The sequence below is a fragment of the Rhodococcus sp. 06-418-5 genome, from assembly GCF_002258285.1.
Taxonomy (GTDB): Bacteria; Actinomycetota; Actinomycetes; order Mycobacteriales; family Mycobacteriaceae; genus Rhodococcoides.
In genome coordinates, this window is record NZ_NOYE01000006.1 from 34122 (window position 1) to 50742 (window position 16621).

Below are 16621 nucleotides of genomic sequence, written 5' to 3' on the forward strand. Positions count from 1 at the left end.
TCGGTACAGGAAAGTTCGGGTTAGGGCACGGCAAAGCCAAGACCTGGCGGGATTGGACGGCCCGGGGCGCGGACCCGGGCCAAGGCGTCGTTACACAATCAAGTCAGGTCGGGCTCGGGTCGAGTAGTTGAAAGAGCGAAGGGAGAAGGGCTCGGACGGCGGGGGTGTTTACTCGAAGGCCAGCCGGACGCCGAATCCCACCAGAACAACACCCAGTCCACGCTCGAGCCACGCCCCCAAGCGGCCCTTCTCCAAGAACCGGCGAGCGGACGAGGCAAGAAGTGCGTACGAGGACAGACATATCAGCGCCACCACGAACTCGATCGACATGAGCAGCATGGACCAAACGAAAACGTTCCCGTCGCGCGGAATGAACTGCGGCAGCACCGCCAGGTAGAACGCACCCATTTTCGGATTCAACAGGTCCGCGACGAAACCGGTCATGAACGCTCGCGACCACTTCGGCTGGTGCGCGTTGTAAGTCGCGGCATCGACGTCGGTGAAGCTGCCCTTGCGCTGCCAGATACTCTGAATTCCTAGAAACACCAGGTAGGCGGCACCTGCGATACGTACCGCGTCGAATGCCCCGGGGACGCTGGTGAGCAAGGACGCCAACCCCACGGCCGCAGCGATGCCCCAGGCCATCGACCCCGTCGCCGCACCCAAAGCTACGGCGATGCCGTGACGCACACCGCCGGTAAGCGAGTGCTTGACCGCCAACATGACGTCAGGACCTGGGATTATTCCGAAGACGATAGCGACGGGGAGATAGGCCAGAACGGGGTTGTTCACGGCAAGAACGGTACGACCGCTCCAGCATCGATGCACGTTTCCTAAGTATCGCTGATCTAGGTTTAGTATTTGTGGATGTACAACCACGATCAGCTCGCCACACTTGCCGCGATCTGCGATTCAGGGTCGTTCGAGGGAGCTGCAACGGCGTTGCACATCTCGTCTTCTGCAGTCAGCCAACGCATTACCGCGCTCGAACGAGCGTCGGGGGCCGCGCTGCTACAGCGAACCAGGCCGGTACTACCCACCAGAAACGGGCAAGCCCTGCTCCGACTCGCGCGGCAGATCGAAGTCCTCACCGTCGACGCCGACGCTGAGCTACGCGGCGGCTCAACGACAACGAATACTGCTGCACCGCTGCGCTTTTCACTTGCTATCAATGCCGATTCGGTCTCGACGTGGTTCCAACCGGTGATGAAAGCGATAGCCGTCGACCGACGGATACTGCTGGACCTCCACATCGAAGATCAGGACCATACAGACGCTCTACTGCGTCAAGGCGCGGTCATGGCCGCCGTGACGACCTCACGCACCGCAGCACCTGGCTGTACGGTCGAACCGCTCGGAGCCATGGTCTATTGGCCCGCGTGCGCACCCTCACTCATTCGCGACGCCGACTCCGACGGTTGCGATCCCAGCCGCCTCCCGATGCTGCGATTCGACAAAAAGGACGACCTGCAACACGCCTATCTACGCAAGATCAAGGCGCACCGTGAGCCCCCGATCCACTACCTCCCATCGAACCGCGAATTCCTGACTGCAGCTCGACTCGGACTCGGGTGGGGCGTGCTACCGGAAGGACAAATCGCACGCGACCTCGCCGACGGGACACTCGTTCACCTCGACCCCGACCACAACGTCACCATTCCCCTGTATTGGCAACGATGGCACCTGCCATCCGAAACCCTCGACAGAATCACAGGCTGGGTACGCGATGCTGCACATAACGCATTGATCGACACACCCAAAGAACGAAAAACAGCGAACCGTCCCCCAGGTCATGCGGTGACCGGCGCGGCAACACCGGAACCTGCGTGAGTCCGGCGGTCATCGGTCCAGCTGTGACGGCTAATTGCACACCCTGATTGGACCAAAGTTGCGGCGATGCACGCCGGTCGCATGGTCCGCCGCCGGGTGCGCGCCTAAGGTCGCCGATCGCTGACCGAGCATACGACGCGGGGCGTTGAGCCTCGACCGAATGCTCCACCACGCATCGAAGTATCGATCGGCGCGGATCCCATAGTGTACGAAAAGCAGTGATTGCTGGCAGCACAACTGAAAAACGTCAAAACAGCTACTGCTGCAGCTTTTTTCAGACTGGGAGTACGCACGGCCTGCGGCGGCGCGGGTCTCTGTTCCGTCAGGGTGAGGCGAGTGCCTCGGACAGGTAACGAATCAGTGCCGCCTTGAGCTCGGTCACGAGCTGGTCCTTCTTGTTAGTTTTTTCTGCGGCGATGACGGGCATCATTCCGCGGGTGATCTGCAAGGCCACCAGCGCGTGGAGGTCGATGCGTTCGCTGGACAGGGTCGGTGCGAGTGCGGCCAAGGTCTGGGCGACCCTCTGGGAGAGTTCGCTCTGCAATGGTACGACTGCGGTATACAGGGCAGGCTGGGTATCTGCTCGCGAGAACAGTTGCAGGAAAGCCGGATTGGCCGCATTGAAGGCGACCATATTGTCGACGGCCCGGTCGATGAACTGCGGTAGAGATTCCACGAAGCCGTCCGGTCGCGGATCGACCGCGGCCGATTGGGCGTCGGTCAACTCCACGACGTAGCGTTCCGCCAATGCTGCGGCGATGTCTTCCTTGTTTCTGAAGAACTGGTACAGCGAACCCGGTGACATGCCCGATTTGCTGGCGATAGCGTTCGTGGTCGCTGCGTCGAACCCGACTTCTCCGAACAACTCCTCCGCACCGTCGAGGATCGCAGCGATGCGCTTGAGTCCGCGATCCTGACGCTTGGGTGCAGGAGAGGTAGTTGGCGTCGAGGTATTCGGCATGTGAACTCCAGGCTTTCCGGTAGACAAGACGAGCTTTCGCTCGTATTCTCGCAAATCACGAGCAATCGCTCGTATCCACGGTAGCAGGGGGACCCGCGATGCCCACCCGATTCGCCACAACTCGACCCGGCCTCACCCTCGTAGTGGCCGGCGTCCTCTTCCTCGTGCTCGCAGCAGTCGCTGCCGGTGCGATGAATGCACTGTCCCTGAACAGGTTCGAGGCGACCAACGCCCCGTCTGCGGCAGCCGAGGCGCTGCTCAACGACACCTTTCAGACCGGCACACCCAACATCACCATCCTCGTCACCGCGAAGACCGGCGACGTCGACAGCTCGGCCGTCGCCGCGGACGGGTTACGTCTGACCGAGTTCGTCGACACCTTCCCCGGCATCGACGACACATGGTCCTACTGGACCGAAGAGGTTCCGACCCTCGCCGCCGGGGACGGCAGCTCGGCGCTGATCCAGGCGTGGGCACCGGGCGACGCCACCGAAATCCGGCAACAGGTCCTTCCCGCTCTCGACGAGGCACTCAGCCGGTCGGCTACCTCGAACATCGACATCGCTCTCGGCGGCAGCGACGAGGTGTTCCGCTCCGTCGCAGAACAATCCAGGACCGACTTTCTCCGAGCAGAGCTGATCATCGCCCCGCTGGTGATCGCACTGTTGTGGGCCGTCCTACGGCGGCTCCGTCTCGCCGCAGTGGTCTTCGCAACCGGACTGTTCTCCGTCGTCGGCACCCTGGCCATCATGCGCGTGGTGGCAGCCTTCACCGAAGTATCGACCTTCGCGGCGAACATCGCGCTGGTGATGGGCATTGCACTCGGCGTCGATTACGGACTGTTCCTGATCTACCGCTTCCGAGAGGAAGCCCGCCGCACCGCTGACCTGACGTTGGCCGTGCAGCGAGCAGCGCAGGCAGCCGGACGCACCATCATGTTCTCCGGCGCCACCGTCGCCGCGTCACTGGCCGTTCTGCTGGTCTTCCCGTTCCCGTTCCTGGCCTCGTTCGCCTACGCCGGGATAGCCGTCGTCGCCACCGCCGTGCTCGCCGCTACGGTCGTACTCCCGGCCGCATTGGTGCTGCTCGGGCACCGCGCCTTACGGCGCAAGGAACCGGACACCGACGGAAGTACCGTGTGGCGGCGGATCACCGTGGCCACGACCGGCCGACCTGCAGTGTTCGCGATCGCCGGTGTGGTGATCTTGATACTGCTCGGAGCGCCGGTACTAGGCGTTCGGTTCGGCGCACCGGACGATCGCATCCTGCCGCAGTCGGTTCCGGTCCGCGCCCTGTACGACACCATCCGCGACGACTACGCCAGCGAGGATGCAGACGCAATTCTGCTCGTCGCACCGACCATCGCACCGGACGGCCTCGCTCGGTACGCCTCCGATCTCGCAGCACTGCCCCAGGTGCTACGAGTGGACAGCGCACTGGGCACCGTCGAACCCGACAGGGCGCTCACTGCTCCACCGAACGGCGCCGTCCGTTTCACTCCCGACACCGCAGGCAGCTACCTCTCGGTGGTACCGACTCGCGAATCACTGGACGACAGAGCCGGATTCGTCTCCGCGGTACGGTCGGTGGAGCCTCCCGGCCAGGTACTCGTCGGCGGCTCACCCGCGATGCTCGACGACTACACCGACGGCGTCACCGCCCGGCTCCCGCTCGTGGCCGTGCTCATTGCACTGATCACCTTCGCCATTCTGTTCGTGATGACCGGATCGATCATCGCCCCCATCAAAGCCACCATTCTGAATCTGCTGTCACTGACGGTCATGTTCGGTGTCCTGGTGTGGGGTTTTCAGAACGGCAATCTTGCTGGGCTGCTGGGTTTCACCCCTACCGGTGCCATCGAGCCGAGCATCCCCATCCTGATGTTCTGCATCGCCTACGGCCTGTCGATGGACTACGAAGTCTTCCTGCTCTCGCGCATCAAAGAAGAATTCGACCGTACCGGAGACAATCGCCAATCCATCATCGATGGCATCTCACGCTCCGCACCCGTCGTCACCGCAGCAGCTCTCATCCTGGCCGCATCCTTCGCCACCTACGCCACTTCCGGGGTGACCTTCCTTCAGCAACTCGGAATCGGCATGGCACTGGCGGTCCTGATCGACGCCACCGTCATCCGAGCGATCCTCGTCCCCTCCATCATGGCCCTGACCGGCCGCTGGAACTGGTGGGCACCGCGCCCACTGGCACGCCTGCACCAGCTCATCGGCATCACCGATGCTCCACGCGTCGATACACCTGGTACCGAAGTCGACCCTGGAAGACCCAAAACCCCTGTATGAGCACTGCACTCGCACGCTCCCAGCCACCACATCCCCGCCCCGATCGGAGTACCCCATGCTCGACAGCCGCCATCACCCCCTCTCACGGCTCCTCGCCGCGATTGCGATAACCGTCGCGTCGACCGCCATCTTTCTCGGTGGAACGGCCATCGCCTCCGCGCAGCCGACCCGATCGGACGTGATCGACGTACCGGTGTCCTTCACAGTCCGCAACACCAACGACACAGCCGTCCCGTGCACCGCCGACGGCGGAACCTACACCATCCGTGGCCATCTCACCGCTCCCGCAGAGGGTTTCGGCAACGCCATCACCCTCTACGAACACGGCATCGCAGCCGGCGAATGGTACTGGCGTCTTCCAGTCGAGGGATACCACCACACCTACGAAATGGCCGCTCGCGGACAGACCTCACTGACGATCGACAGACTCGGATACGACACGAGCGACGCTCCGGCAGGCGGGGCCATGTGCGTGGGGTCCCAAGCAACGATGGCCCATCAGATCGTCCAAGCGCTGCGTACCGGCACCTATCAATGGGATGCATCCGGAACGGCCCCCACCTTCGGGCACATCACCCTCGCCGGCCAGTCGAACGGCGGGCAGATCGTCCAGATCGAGGCCTACACCTTCGACGACGTCGACGCTCTCGTCGTCATGGACTGGGCCGATCGCGGACTGACACCCGAGGCCTACGTCAGATTCTTCGCCGCCACACCACGCTGCCTCACCGGAGGCTCGGCATCGGAAAACAATCCCGCCGCCAAGGGCTACACCTTTTACGACCAAGGAACCACTGAATTCGTGACAGGAAACTATGCCGATACCGAACAACAAGTAATCGATACAGCAGCGCCCTATCAGAACCAACACCCGTGCGGCGACATGCTTTCACAAGGCCCCGGAATTCTTCTCGACCTGGCCAAAATGTCGAGCATAGACATTCCAGTTCTCGGCCTCTACGGACAGGACGACGCACGCGTGCAATTCGGTGACGAACATATTGCATCGTTCACCGGAACATCGGACAGAAAGGCGATCACGATTCCTCACGCAGGCCATTACATGGGCCACGCACGGAACGCCGCCATCGTCTTCGACTCGCTCGACCAGTGGCTCGACGCCCGACAACCCCACTGACCGCATCAGATCGGCATCAAATAGCTGAACGCACTATTGCGAGCCTGTGCACTTAACCGTGTGCACAGGCTCACAATAGTGCTCGAATTACTGGCGGTATATCTGCGCTCGAACTGAAATTATATTGTTACGGGAATCACTTTCCGAACATTTGGAATTAACGTGAAAAGAATTGACTTATCGAAAACGTGGCGCTGTACTTGAAACCACGTACCGATCGGTGCGTTTCGCACAAAGCAGAAAATCTGCGACCACCTTCCTGGGGGAAGAAATGACTGTCACCACACCACCGTTCGATATCGCCAGTGAACTGACATTCGATCGCACTGTGCCGCGAAGCCTCGTCCACCGCGCAGCTGTCAGCGAGGTCTTCCTCACCGACGCTGCTGCGACGGGCGAGAACCGATTCGTCGTCGCCGCGCAGCTACCGCGAGGGCATGCCCTCTACAGCGACCGACTCGACGACCGGTACGACCCCATGATCCTCGTGGAGGCATGCAGGCAGGCCTCGATCCTGATCAGTCACCAGTTCTACGGAGTACCCAAGGACTGGGCGTTCGTCTTCCGCAAGGCCTCGGTGTCGGTGACCGACCTCGCTGCCCTCCAGGTCGGGGAAACACCGGGCCGGTTGGTCATCCGAGTCGAATTCGAGAAGCGGTTCCACGTCGAGGGGTACCTGACCGGGGCAGTCGGTAGGTACCAGACCGTTCTCGACGGCGTGCCTGTCGGCGAATTCGTCGGATCCCTGAGCTTCATGCCCAAGCAGATGTTCGCCGAGATGCGCGCGGCCGGGCGGGCAGCGAAGAACACCCCCGATCAGCCGTATACCTCTGCCGCCGTTCCGCTTCCGCCTGCACGCGTTGCCCGGCGGGACTCGAAGAACGTCGTCATCGCCTCCACCGGCACCGAACACCCCGACACGACGTACGAGGTCGTCGTCGACAACAACCACCCGTCGCTCTCCGATCACAAGGTCGACCACGTCTCGGGGATGCTCTTGACCGAAGCGTGCAGGCAGGCATCGGTGTGCGCCGTCCTCGACACCCACTCACTGCCGGAATCGTCGGTCGGTTCCCCGGTGCGCTACGACATCCAGTTCCTCGACTTCGCCGAACACGAGCTTCCTGTCTACTGCCGCTTGATCGACACCGCACCCACCGAGTCCGGGACTGGGATCGTCGCATCTTTCGAACTCGTCCAGGGTGACGTCGTCATCGTCCGCTCGCAGGTCGAGGTGGGATGACGATGTCCGACAACAGTATCGACACCGGTCCCCTCGTTCTCGTCGTCGACTACGGCGGCGTCCTGACCAACCCCATCGCCGACACCATCGCGGCGTTCACCGAGTACATGTCCGTGCAACCGGAGGACCTGATGGGTGCCCTGTTCACCGCGCACGATGACCCGGACGAAACGATCATGGCCCCGCTCGAACGCGGCGAAATCACCGAAGCGGCCTTCCTCGACCGAGTCGGATCGGCACTGGAAACCATGACCGGACGCGCTATCGACCTGTCACAGTTCCGGCCGGCATGGTTCTCCGGCCGGGTCCCCAACTCGGAACTTCTCGACTACTTGCACACGCTGAAATCCGAAGGACGAACTCTGGGACTGTTGACCAACAACGTCCGAGAATGGGAACCCGAGTGGCGAGGAATCGTCCCCACAGGCCTGTTCAGCGTCGAGGTCGTCTCCGCGAACGAAGGTGTCCGCAAACCCGAACCCGAAATCTACCGCCGGACGACCGAACGACTCGGCGTCCCTGCCGCTCGATGCCTGTTCGTCGACGACGACCTACGCAATTGCCAAGCCGCCCGAGCGCACGGAATGCAGATACATCACTTCACCGACACCGCGGGAGCCATCGAGGCAATCGACGCCTGGTTCGGACGCCAGCAGCCGGCCGCGCAACCCACCGCGGACGCGCTCCTCGAGGAGTCCGCATGAGCACCCCCGAACCGCTGCAGTCGGCCCCCGAACGCTGGTGGACGCTGACAGCGGTCTGCCTCGGAACATTCATGCTGTTCTTGGACCTCACCGTCGTCAACGTCGCACTGCCCGCGATACAACGAGACCTCTCGGCCAGCTTCGAGCAGTTGCAATGGGTGATCGACGCCTACGCCCTGGCACTGGCCGCGTTTCTGCTCACCGCCGGCTCGATCGCGGACAGACTGGGCCGCACCCGGATCTTCGCCGTCGGCGCGCTGGCCTTCACCCTCGCGTCCGTGGCTTGCGGTCTCGCTGGGTCAGCAACTCTGCTCAACGCAGCACGTGGAGTTCAAGGCCTCGGCGCGGCCATCATGTACGCCGTCGGCCCAGCGATGATCGCAGCGACGTTCCACGGCCGCCAACGAGGAACCGCCTTCGGCATCTTCGGGGCCACCTCGGGCATCGCCATCGCTGCGGGACCGTTGATCGGAGGCATCCTCACCGAAGTGGACTGGCGATGGGTGTTCTACCTCAATATCCCTGTGGGACTGATCATTCTGGCCGTCGTCGCTCTGAAAGTCCGGGACCACCAGACATCGACCGCGCGCCGCGGTCTCGACCCCCTCGGTCTGGCACTGTTCTCCGCAGGTCTGTTCGCGTTGATCTTTGCAATCATCCGGGCACCCGTCGTGGGATGGACCGACCCACGTACCGCGGTAGCGTTGGCGGTCGGTGTGCTCGCCCTCCTCGGCTTCGCTGTGGTCGAGCGCCGCGTCCGCAATCCCATGCTCGACATGGTCCTGTTCGGAAACCGTTCCTTCAACGGCCTGTCCGCGGCAACGTTTGCGATCAACTTCGCCGTCACGGCCACCATCTTGTTCTCGGTGCTGTGGATGCAAGGCGTGCTGGGCTACTCGGCTATCGAGACCGGATTGAGGTTCCTGCCGCTTACCGGCGTCCTGCTGATATCCGGTGCCGTGGGCGGAATACTGAGCGCCCGGATCTCGACATCGATTCTGATCGGAATCTCGCTGTTGTGCACAGGAATCGGGTTTCTGTTGTTTCGATTCGCGGACGTCGGTGACAGCTGGACGGCGTTGTTACCGGGGTTTGTGATCGCGGGACTCGGTATGGGACTACACAATCCACCCCGTGCGAGCGCGGCAGTGGCTCTCGTTCGGGCCGAAGACTCAGGGATGGGAGCTGGGATCAACGAGACATTCCAGCAGGTCGGTGCGGCATTGGGCGTGGCGGTACTCGGAGCTTTGGCTCATCGCACCATCGAATCCGAACTCGACACCGCGTACGGATCCGCCCTGACTCCGGCCCAGCTCGACGCCACCGTCGACGCCGTGGCCTCCGGGGCCGTCGCGGCGCTGCAAGAGACCGGGCAGGACGTTGGGGTGGCAGCAGAAATCGCGTTCATCTCGGCGCTGCATCAGGTCACGACGATCGCGGGAATCGTCACCCTCATCGGTGCGATCGCGGCATTCACCCTCATCAGACGCAAGGACTTCCTCGTCGACCCCGCGGCAGCAGACCCGCACGCAGCGGCCTCTCCCCTACCCCGCGACGCGCCGTCCACCGGATACGAGGACGTGATCTCGGCCGAACAATCCAGCCTCGCCCCGCCTCGCCCGTCAGGAGTCCGGACATGACCGAGCACACCGTCCTCATCGTCGGCGCGGGCCCCACAGGTCTGACGCTTGCTTGCGAGCTCGCCCGCAGGAACGTCGACCACATGATTATCGACGGCAAGTCGGGGCCCTCGACCGAACCGAAAGCCCTCGTACTCTGGAGTGCCGCCCAGGAGAGCCTGCGCATCCTCGGTGTCGATCCCGCGGTATTCGATGCCGGCGTCACTCTCGACCGAGCGTCGTACTGGTCGAAAGGGTCACAGATCGGCCACGTCGACTTCACCGGCCTCGACCAGCCCGGCCTGCACAAACCCCTGTCCCTTCCGCAGCCCCTCGTCGAGGCAGCTCTCCTCGAGCTCTACCAGGCGCTGGGAGGTACGGTCCGCTGGCGGCACAAGTTCCTCGGTGCCCTCGATCCGGACCCTGCCGGGCCCAGCGACGGGGCGAGGGCGTCATTGGTCGGTCCGAGCGGAATCCGCTTCACCACAACAGCAGAGTGGATCGTGGGCACCGACGGTGCACACAGCACCGTGCGGAAAACAGCGGCCATCGACTTCGACGGCGACAGCTACGACGACGCTTTTCTGCTGGTGGACGGCACCCTAGAAACCGATGGGTCGGTCGGGGAGGCTCAGTACCATCTCCACCCGGACGGGGTGACGGTCGTCGTCCCGCTCCCAGGTGGTGGACACCGGGTATTTCTCGGACACCGTCAGTCCGCTTCCCCTGCGCTCATACCGCCGACTCAGATCACCGATCGCGCCAACATCATGCTCGGCCAACGCGGCCTCGGCCGCTTCCGGGTCAGTAATGTGCTTTGGCAGAGCGACTTTCGAGTACACCGGAGACTGTCCTCGCGCTACGTGTCGGGCCGATTCATCCTTGCCGGCGACGCTGCACATATTCACAGTCCTGCGGGAGGTCAAGGTATGAACACCGGAATACAGGACGCGGCGAATCTCGCGTGGAAACTTGCAGCAGTAGCGGTCGACGGAGCCGATGCAGCACTACTCGAAACATATGAACTCGAACGACGACCCGTCGCAGAATCGGTCGCCGCGATGACCGATCTTCAGACGAAACTGTGGACAACTCGTGCTGCCGTTTCGCGGTGGATCCGCGACCGAATCCTCGGAATCCTCTCGGCGACAGGGCTCCTCACCCGGCGTGTCGTTCCTCAACTGGCGCAGATCGATACGGCCTACGGCCCGTCAGTGGCCCGCGGGGGCGGGCGCGGTCGAACCATCTCGCCGGGCAAGTTCCTGCCCCCGCATCCCGTCCAGTTCGACGGAGAGGTCGACAAGTTGCTGCCCGACCTCCTCGATGACCGACGAGTCCTGGCGCTGGCCACCATCACCAGTATCGACGAACTCCGGGCCTTACATGCCATCCTCGACTCGTGGGGGTCGCGGCTGCACGTCGTGGTCGTGGTCCACTCCCCCACCACACTTCTGAGCGCAACTCCCACCGTGATCGACACCCACGAGATCGTTTCGAGCGAGCTCGGACAGGGCGGTGTCGCTGTCGTGCGTCCCGACCGCATAGTGGGCATGACCGGCTCGCTGCAGAACCCTGCAGCCATACGGACCTACCTCACCGCAGTGGCCGGACCCGCGGACACACAGGCAGTCGAACGCGGTCGACCCGAAACGAGCGCCTCCAAGGAGACAGCATCATGACCGACTTCCCACACGTGAACCTCGGAACAGGCCTCGAAGTATCCGCACTCGGATTCGGCGGCATGGCATTGACCTCGATGTACGGCGAATCCGACCCCGACCAAGCACTGAAGACCCTGCATCACGCCGTCAACCTCGGCATCGACTTCATCGACACCGCAGATGTGTACGGCCTCGGGACCAACGAGGAACTGATCGGCAGACTCCTCGCCGACCGTCGCGACGAGGTCACCGTCGCCACCAAATTCGGTATCGATACCTCCGTAACCGAACCCGGCCGCAGAAGCCGCGGAGACAGGGCTTACGTCCGCCAGTGCATCGACAACAGCCTGCGTCGCCTCGACGTGGACGTCGTCGACCTCTACTACCTTCACCGGGTCGACCCACACATCCCGATCGACGACACCATCGGAGCGATGGCCGAGCTCATCGCCGACGGAAAAGTCCGGCACATCGGAGTATCGGAAGTAACCGCCCCCGAACTAGAACGAGCGCACCGGACCCATCCGCTCGCCGCGGTCCAGTCCGAATGGAGCTTGTTCAGCCGCGACGTCGAGAACGCCATCGTCCCGACCGCAGCTCGACTCGGCATCGGATTCGTTCCCTACTCCCCACTGGGACGCGGAATGCTCACCGGAAAAGTGAAACAGGAACAGCTCGGCGACAACGACTTTCGGCGGTATCTACCCCGCTTTCAACTCGACGCATTCGAAACGAACACCGACGCCCTCGCCCCATTGACAGACATCGCGTCACAGCACGGATCCACGCCCGCCCAGATCGCATTGGCGTGGCTACGGGTGAAAGGTACACAGTTCGCGCTGCCCGTCGTTCCGATACCCGGCACTCGGAATGCGGATCGGGTCACCGAAAACGCGGGCTCGGTGCACATCGAACTCACCGCGGACCAGCTCGCCGTCCTCGACACCCTCGCCGACGCCGTCACCGGAACCCGAGCACCCGACATGAGTTGGGTATCAGCCGGCCGCGAATGACACGGGCACAACTGCACGGCACAGCCGCATTCCCGCCCCGTCGATCAGATCGACGGGCGGGAATTGTGCCGCCGGGAACCGGAGCGTCACTGCGCCGAAATGCCCGAATTGCGATGACTCCAACTACGGCCACGACGAAAGCGCCAGTGGCCCAGGGGATCCACGCGGGGTTGGCTCCCAACACGCTTCCCGTGGTCAACAGAAGAGTGACCCACACGGTTGCGGCGACGATATTCAACACCGCGAACCTCGAGAACGACAACGAGGAACCCGCAGCGAGACGTGGCCCCAAGGTCCTCGCGCCTCCGACGAAATGCGTGGTCACTGTCCCGACGCGCGCATCCCCCGAAAACAACTGACGTGCCCGAGCAAGCACCCTGTTGATCAGGCGCGCAAAGCGGCCTGCGCCGGCGATATCAGCGCGACACGATCCACGCCTGATGGACCGAAAGGCCAGCTGAGCCCCTGCTGTCGACGAAGCGATCAGGACGATCGCCGTCACGACGGGATCAAGTTCGCCCAGCCCCACGAGAGCACCGACCGCCAGAACCGTGCCAGTACCCGGGAGGAGAAACCCGACGAGCAAGCCGGATTCCACCAAGAGGATTGCGGCAGCCACGAGCAGAACCATCGGAGCACACCAGGAAGCGATTGAGGCTATGACATCGATGAACAGATCCATCAGATCCCCACGTCCAACGGTGACGGCCGCTGCCATCAAATACGAGTATTAACTCGTAGAATACCATTCGTCTGGATTCGCCGCCTGCGATAGCGTGACTACCGAGACAGAACTGCGGGGCTCAGGTGTGGCCCAGCGCAATAAGCGGCTGCTTCAACACCTACTCGCCTCTGAGCGTTGCCGACACCGATTCCCGTCCGCTTCTGCGGTCGAACGCCGCGAAGCAATCGGCGACAGCGTGCGCCCGATCCAGCGCCGAAGGAAATTCCGCGAGCTGCACATTCCACAATTCGCAGCACACCTCCAGCCGCGGAATGTTGGTTGCGGGGATCCCATGGGCACCGGCGGTCAACGCCGCGATATCTGCGGGCAGGTGGTGCCAACGCGACCGGACACCATGCCGGTGAAAGACCTTGCTCAAAAATGCCGCATGGATCTCCGGATCTGCGCCGCCGAGCGTGTTTCCAGCCAACACATCACTGAGCGCCGCGAGCTCCGTTCCAATGGTCAACGCGTCATGCTGCGCCTTTTCCACCAGCCGTCGACGGTGGTATCCGCTGAGCTGCAGGAATGTTGAATCCGCCCGTTCGAGCTGTGCCGATGTCAAAGGCAGCGCGAGATCCCACACCCTCCCGGATGCACCGTCGATCGCGGCGAGCTCGAAGGCCTCGTGAGCCTCGAACGACGGCCCCGTGGTGTGGACGTCAACAACGACGAGCTGCCGGCCCCTCATCCCCGCAACTCCCCCTGCCACACCGAATCGATACACGGCACACCCACGCCGGCAGTATCGACGTCGAATTCGGTCATCACCGCGGCGAACCTGTCCACGACGTGTCCTACGGCGTCCCCGCTTCCGTCGACGTTCACATCTCCACCGCTCTTGTCTCGCATGATCATTCACCCCCACCGATAGGCCAAGGCCCCTGTTGGCTGTCTCTGTCGATGCACACTAGCGTCAGGACCGGACACCACGAACAGCTCGAATTCTCATCCGCAGGCCAACGGGTCTGCCGTTCAAACGGTTGTCAGCCCTAACTACCAGTGACATCGCCCCCCAACACGAGGACCATCAGAAGCGGCCTGGCCGCAACGACCAGCTCAGCGGGTTCGCGGTTGCACCTCAGGTATCTCCACCCGTCGATTTGAGTCAAGGACGACGAGTTACAGCGGGGGCATGTGCCTGCTGCGACGAACACTCGTGGAGGTTCAGATGGGCGAAATAAAATGCCGACCGTTAATCCTGATCAGGGGGTTCGGCGGCGTCGATGTCGCTGATGATCAGCGTAGTGCGTATCAGGGATACAACGACGGCACGGTCTACCCCACCAAGCGTGGTGACAACTACATCTACGAGGGCTTCCTGCTCCGCGCACTGAAAGCGAAGAGGTACCGCTACACAGACGCGACCAACGTTGTGGGCTACTACGCGCAGAATGTCGAAGGACCCGCCGACACGGGCGAATACGACCCCTCTGATGTAGGCGGCAGCGTTGTCATCGATCCGCGCACGGCCGCGCGCGTTCTCAACGAGGCCACTTCCGGGACGATATGGGTGTACCGATTTTACGACCTCTCGCCGCGGACCCTGGCCCGATACGCGGAAGGGCTGGTCCGCCTCATTTCCCTGATCGAACGGTCGTCAGAACAGCACAACCAGACATTCGACGGCGTCGACGTCATCGCCCGACTAGTAACTTGGGCTTCATCGCCGACCACGAATGGAGCGCTGCCCATAATCGCACTCTCTCGATCCTGCATCCGAACCACGCGCGCCGCACCCACAGTTGTCACGACCACGCAGACCCGTTATACGCTCACTTAGCTGTCTTCCATACATTTTTGCGAGAGGGTTTCTTCACTGTGGCCAAGCTAGAAACGATTCAATTGGTCGACGACATCGACGGATCGGTCATCGACGACTCCGGTGAAACGATCGAGTTCGCGGTCCAGGGCGTCGAGTACGTGATCGACTTGAAAGCAAAGAACGCCAGCGAGTTTCACAGAAAGCTCGACTACTACATCAAGCACGCCGCGCGGGTTGGCGGACGCAAACGTAAACCCTTCCCCGCAACCGCGTCGACGCCTTCGACAGCCGGGACACCGGCCAAGCGTGACCCGGCGCAGACTCGCGCAATTCGGCAGTGGGCGGCGGACAACGGTCACGAGATCGGCGATCGAGGCCGCATCCCCACCGACATCGAAGAGGCGTACAACGCCGCACACTGACAGCCCAGGAAACTCACCTGGCACGTCATCGAACGCCGGATCACCGACGCGCTCCGAACGATGTTGGTCACCGGCTCGACTACCCGAAAGGGCGATTCGGATGTGCGCACGATCGGCTCTGCGATCAGCGGGTGCAGCGGCGATACCCAGTCTGCTGCCGACTGACGTAACAGGCCCAAGGCAAAGACCGCGTCCGGTGTCCGGGCGACCACCCCTGAAGGGCTCACACACATCTCTCGTACGCCGACACCGGTGCCCCACGACAACGTGAGCTGGCCCGGCTCGTCGCCCACTACCGGCCGCGGGTAACCGGCGGAGATCAAGGCTTCCCGGAGTCCCCGCCACCGCTGTTCATACCGCCACTGCACCGGCAGCCGCGATCACGGGCCCCGTCAACCGCAGGACGGTGTCGAGATCGCCGCCGTCACCGAAGCCCCCCGGCCCGGCGGTGGTCGTCACGCCGCACACGATGGCCATGACAGCATCGGCAGTGTCCACCGATATCGTCGGCAGCCTGCCGTTGCTGGTCAGAAGGGCCAGGACCGCGGCCCTGAGAGGGTGGTAGGTCGCGGCCCGTGCGACGTCCTCGTAGTGGAGGTCGGTCCACAACACCGCTGCTGCCCTCAGAGACCAATACCGTTTCGCATGAGTGAAGTAGCCGCCGAGCAAGTCCTGAACATCGGCCACAGTGTCTCCTGTAGACGGGCGATGCGCCCGGAGGAACTCGCATTGTCGAGCAGCCTGGTCGACCACTGCATGAACAACAGCGTCCTTCGATGGGAAGTGGAAGTACATGCCCCCTTTGGTCACCCCTGCAGCCTGTATCAGGTCGTTGACCGTGACGCCGCTTCCCCCACATGCGATGGTTCGAGCCGCACCGGTAATCAACGCGTCACGGGTCCGTTGCGCACGTTTCTGCGGAGGACGCGCGCGATGCTCGGCATTCTCCCGCTCCGAAACCTTCTGATCGGCAACCGTCATGTCACACTCTCTCCGGTCCATCGCCACATAGGACTGCCTTCTACTCCGATTCGCACGCGCGGATCCGACCATCTGTCGGCGACCGAAGCACTACCGTCCCTAGGCGAGGAATTTCGCCATTCCAAAGTCGATCGGCTCCAACAGTCCACGATTATGCCTGCGGAGGTGGACACTTCGAGCACCGGCAAATATTCGGGAGTCGGAACATCTGCTGCCGCGTGAGGCGCAATAGGTACGGAAAAATCTCTCCTTTTTCACCA

At 62.7% G+C, this 16621-nt stretch carries 15 protein-coding genes and 1 pseudogene; 10 read left to right on the top strand and 6 right to left on the bottom strand.

Features of this window, described 5'->3' with window-relative positions:
* Nucleotides 1–168: 168 nt before the first annotated feature.
* Complete coding sequence (locus tag CH274_RS01395) at nucleotides 169–792, bottom strand: LysE family translocator (protein WP_032364998.1); 624 nt, start codon at nucleotides 790–792, stop codon at nucleotides 169–171.
* A gap of 75 nt (nucleotides 793–867) precedes the next feature.
* Here CH274_RS01395 and CH274_RS01400 point away from each other — a divergent pair, with 75 nt between their 5' ends.
* Complete coding sequence (locus CH274_RS01400; protein ID WP_015586118.1) at nucleotides 868–1830, top strand: LysR family transcriptional regulator ArgP; 963 nt, start codon at nucleotides 868–870, stop codon at nucleotides 1828–1830.
* 322 nt (nucleotides 1831–2152) lie between these two features.
* Here CH274_RS01400 and CH274_RS01405 read toward each other — a convergent pair whose 3' ends face one another.
* Nucleotides 2153–2791: a TetR/AcrR family transcriptional regulator gene (locus CH274_RS01405; RefSeq protein WP_015586117.1), complete on the bottom strand. Its 639-nt coding sequence runs from the start codon at nucleotides 2789–2791 to the stop codon at nucleotides 2153–2155.
* A 98-nt stretch (nucleotides 2792–2889) separates the two neighbouring features.
* Here CH274_RS01405 and CH274_RS01410 point away from each other — a divergent pair, with 98 nt between their 5' ends.
* The 7 genes from CH274_RS01410 to CH274_RS01440 all read left to right on the top strand — a co-directional run bounded on the left by CH274_RS01410 (nucleotide 2890) and on the right by CH274_RS01440 (nucleotide 12469).
* Nucleotides 2890–5091, top strand: coding sequence for an MMPL family transporter (locus tag CH274_RS01410; protein WP_052069823.1), 2202 nt, complete (start codon nucleotides 2890–2892; stop codon nucleotides 5089–5091).
* A gap of 55 nt (nucleotides 5092–5146) precedes the next feature.
* Complete coding sequence (locus CH274_RS01415) at nucleotides 5147–6229, top strand: alpha/beta hydrolase (RefSeq protein ID WP_015586115.1); 1083 nt, start codon at nucleotides 5147–5149, stop codon at nucleotides 6227–6229.
* A gap of 271 nt (nucleotides 6230–6500) precedes the next feature.
* Nucleotides 6501–7472 carry a ScbA/BarX family gamma-butyrolactone biosynthesis protein gene (locus tag CH274_RS01420; protein WP_015586114.1) on the top strand — a complete coding sequence of 324 codons (972 nt, stop codon included), beginning with the start codon at nucleotides 6501–6503 and terminating at the stop codon, nucleotides 7470–7472.
* 2 nt (nucleotides 7473–7474) lie between these two features.
* Nucleotides 7475–8176: an HAD family hydrolase gene (locus CH274_RS01425; RefSeq protein WP_052047793.1), complete on the top strand. Its 702-nt coding sequence runs from the start codon at nucleotides 7475–7477 to the stop codon at nucleotides 8174–8176.
* Nucleotides 8173–9816, top strand: coding sequence for an MFS transporter (locus tag CH274_RS01430; protein ID WP_015586112.1), 1644 nt, complete (start codon nucleotides 8173–8175; stop codon nucleotides 9814–9816). Before CH274_RS01425 ends, CH274_RS01430 begins: the two co-directional genes overlap by 4 nt.
* Complete coding sequence (locus tag CH274_RS01435; RefSeq protein WP_015586111.1) at nucleotides 9813–11474, top strand: FAD-dependent monooxygenase; 1662 nt, start codon at nucleotides 9813–9815, stop codon at nucleotides 11472–11474. The genes CH274_RS01430 and CH274_RS01435 overlap by 4 nt, the downstream gene beginning before the upstream one ends.
* Entirely contained in the window at nucleotides 11471–12469 is a 999-nt protein-coding gene (locus CH274_RS01440) for an aldo/keto reductase (protein WP_015586110.1), read from the top strand. The genes CH274_RS01435 and CH274_RS01440 overlap by 4 nt, the downstream gene beginning before the upstream one ends.
* Nucleotides 12470–13311: 842 nt before the next feature.
* On the opposite strand, the gene CH274_RS01450 is transcribed toward CH274_RS01440, so the two are convergent.
* Both CH274_RS01450 and CH274_RS29025 read right to left on the bottom strand, forming a co-directional pair.
* Complete coding sequence (locus tag CH274_RS01450) at nucleotides 13312–13779, bottom strand: hypothetical protein (protein ID WP_139278538.1); 468 nt, start codon at nucleotides 13777–13779, stop codon at nucleotides 13312–13314.
* A 101-nt stretch (nucleotides 13780–13880) separates the two neighbouring features.
* Nucleotides 13881–14045 (bottom strand): hypothetical protein, encoded by a 165-nt coding sequence (locus tag CH274_RS29025; RefSeq protein WP_155289035.1) that lies wholly within the window; start codon nucleotides 14043–14045, stop codon nucleotides 13881–13883.
* Nucleotides 14046–14352: 307 nt separating this feature from the next.
* On the opposite strand from CH274_RS29025, the gene CH274_RS29575 reads away from it, so the two are divergent.
* On the top strand, nucleotides 14353–14976 hold the full coding sequence (locus CH274_RS29575) for a hypothetical protein (RefSeq protein ID WP_230591901.1): 624 nt from the start codon (nucleotides 14353–14355) through the stop codon (nucleotides 14974–14976).
* 38 nt (nucleotides 14977–15014) lie between these two features.
* Complete coding sequence (locus tag CH274_RS29580) at nucleotides 15015–15380, top strand: histone-like nucleoid-structuring protein Lsr2 (protein WP_015586104.1); 366 nt, start codon at nucleotides 15015–15017, stop codon at nucleotides 15378–15380.
* Between the two features lie 351 nt (nucleotides 15381–15731).
* On the opposite strand, the gene CH274_RS29585 is transcribed toward CH274_RS29580, so the two are convergent.
* A complete protein-coding gene (locus tag CH274_RS29585; protein WP_230596322.1) occupies nucleotides 15732–16067 on the bottom strand; it encodes a hypothetical protein in 336 nt (111 codons plus the stop codon).
* Between the two features lie 75 nt (nucleotides 16068–16142).
* Nucleotides 16143–16433, bottom strand: a pseudogene (locus CH274_RS29955) (TetR family transcriptional regulator); the annotation flags it as partial.
* Between the last annotated feature and the right edge of the window lie 188 nt (nucleotides 16434–16621).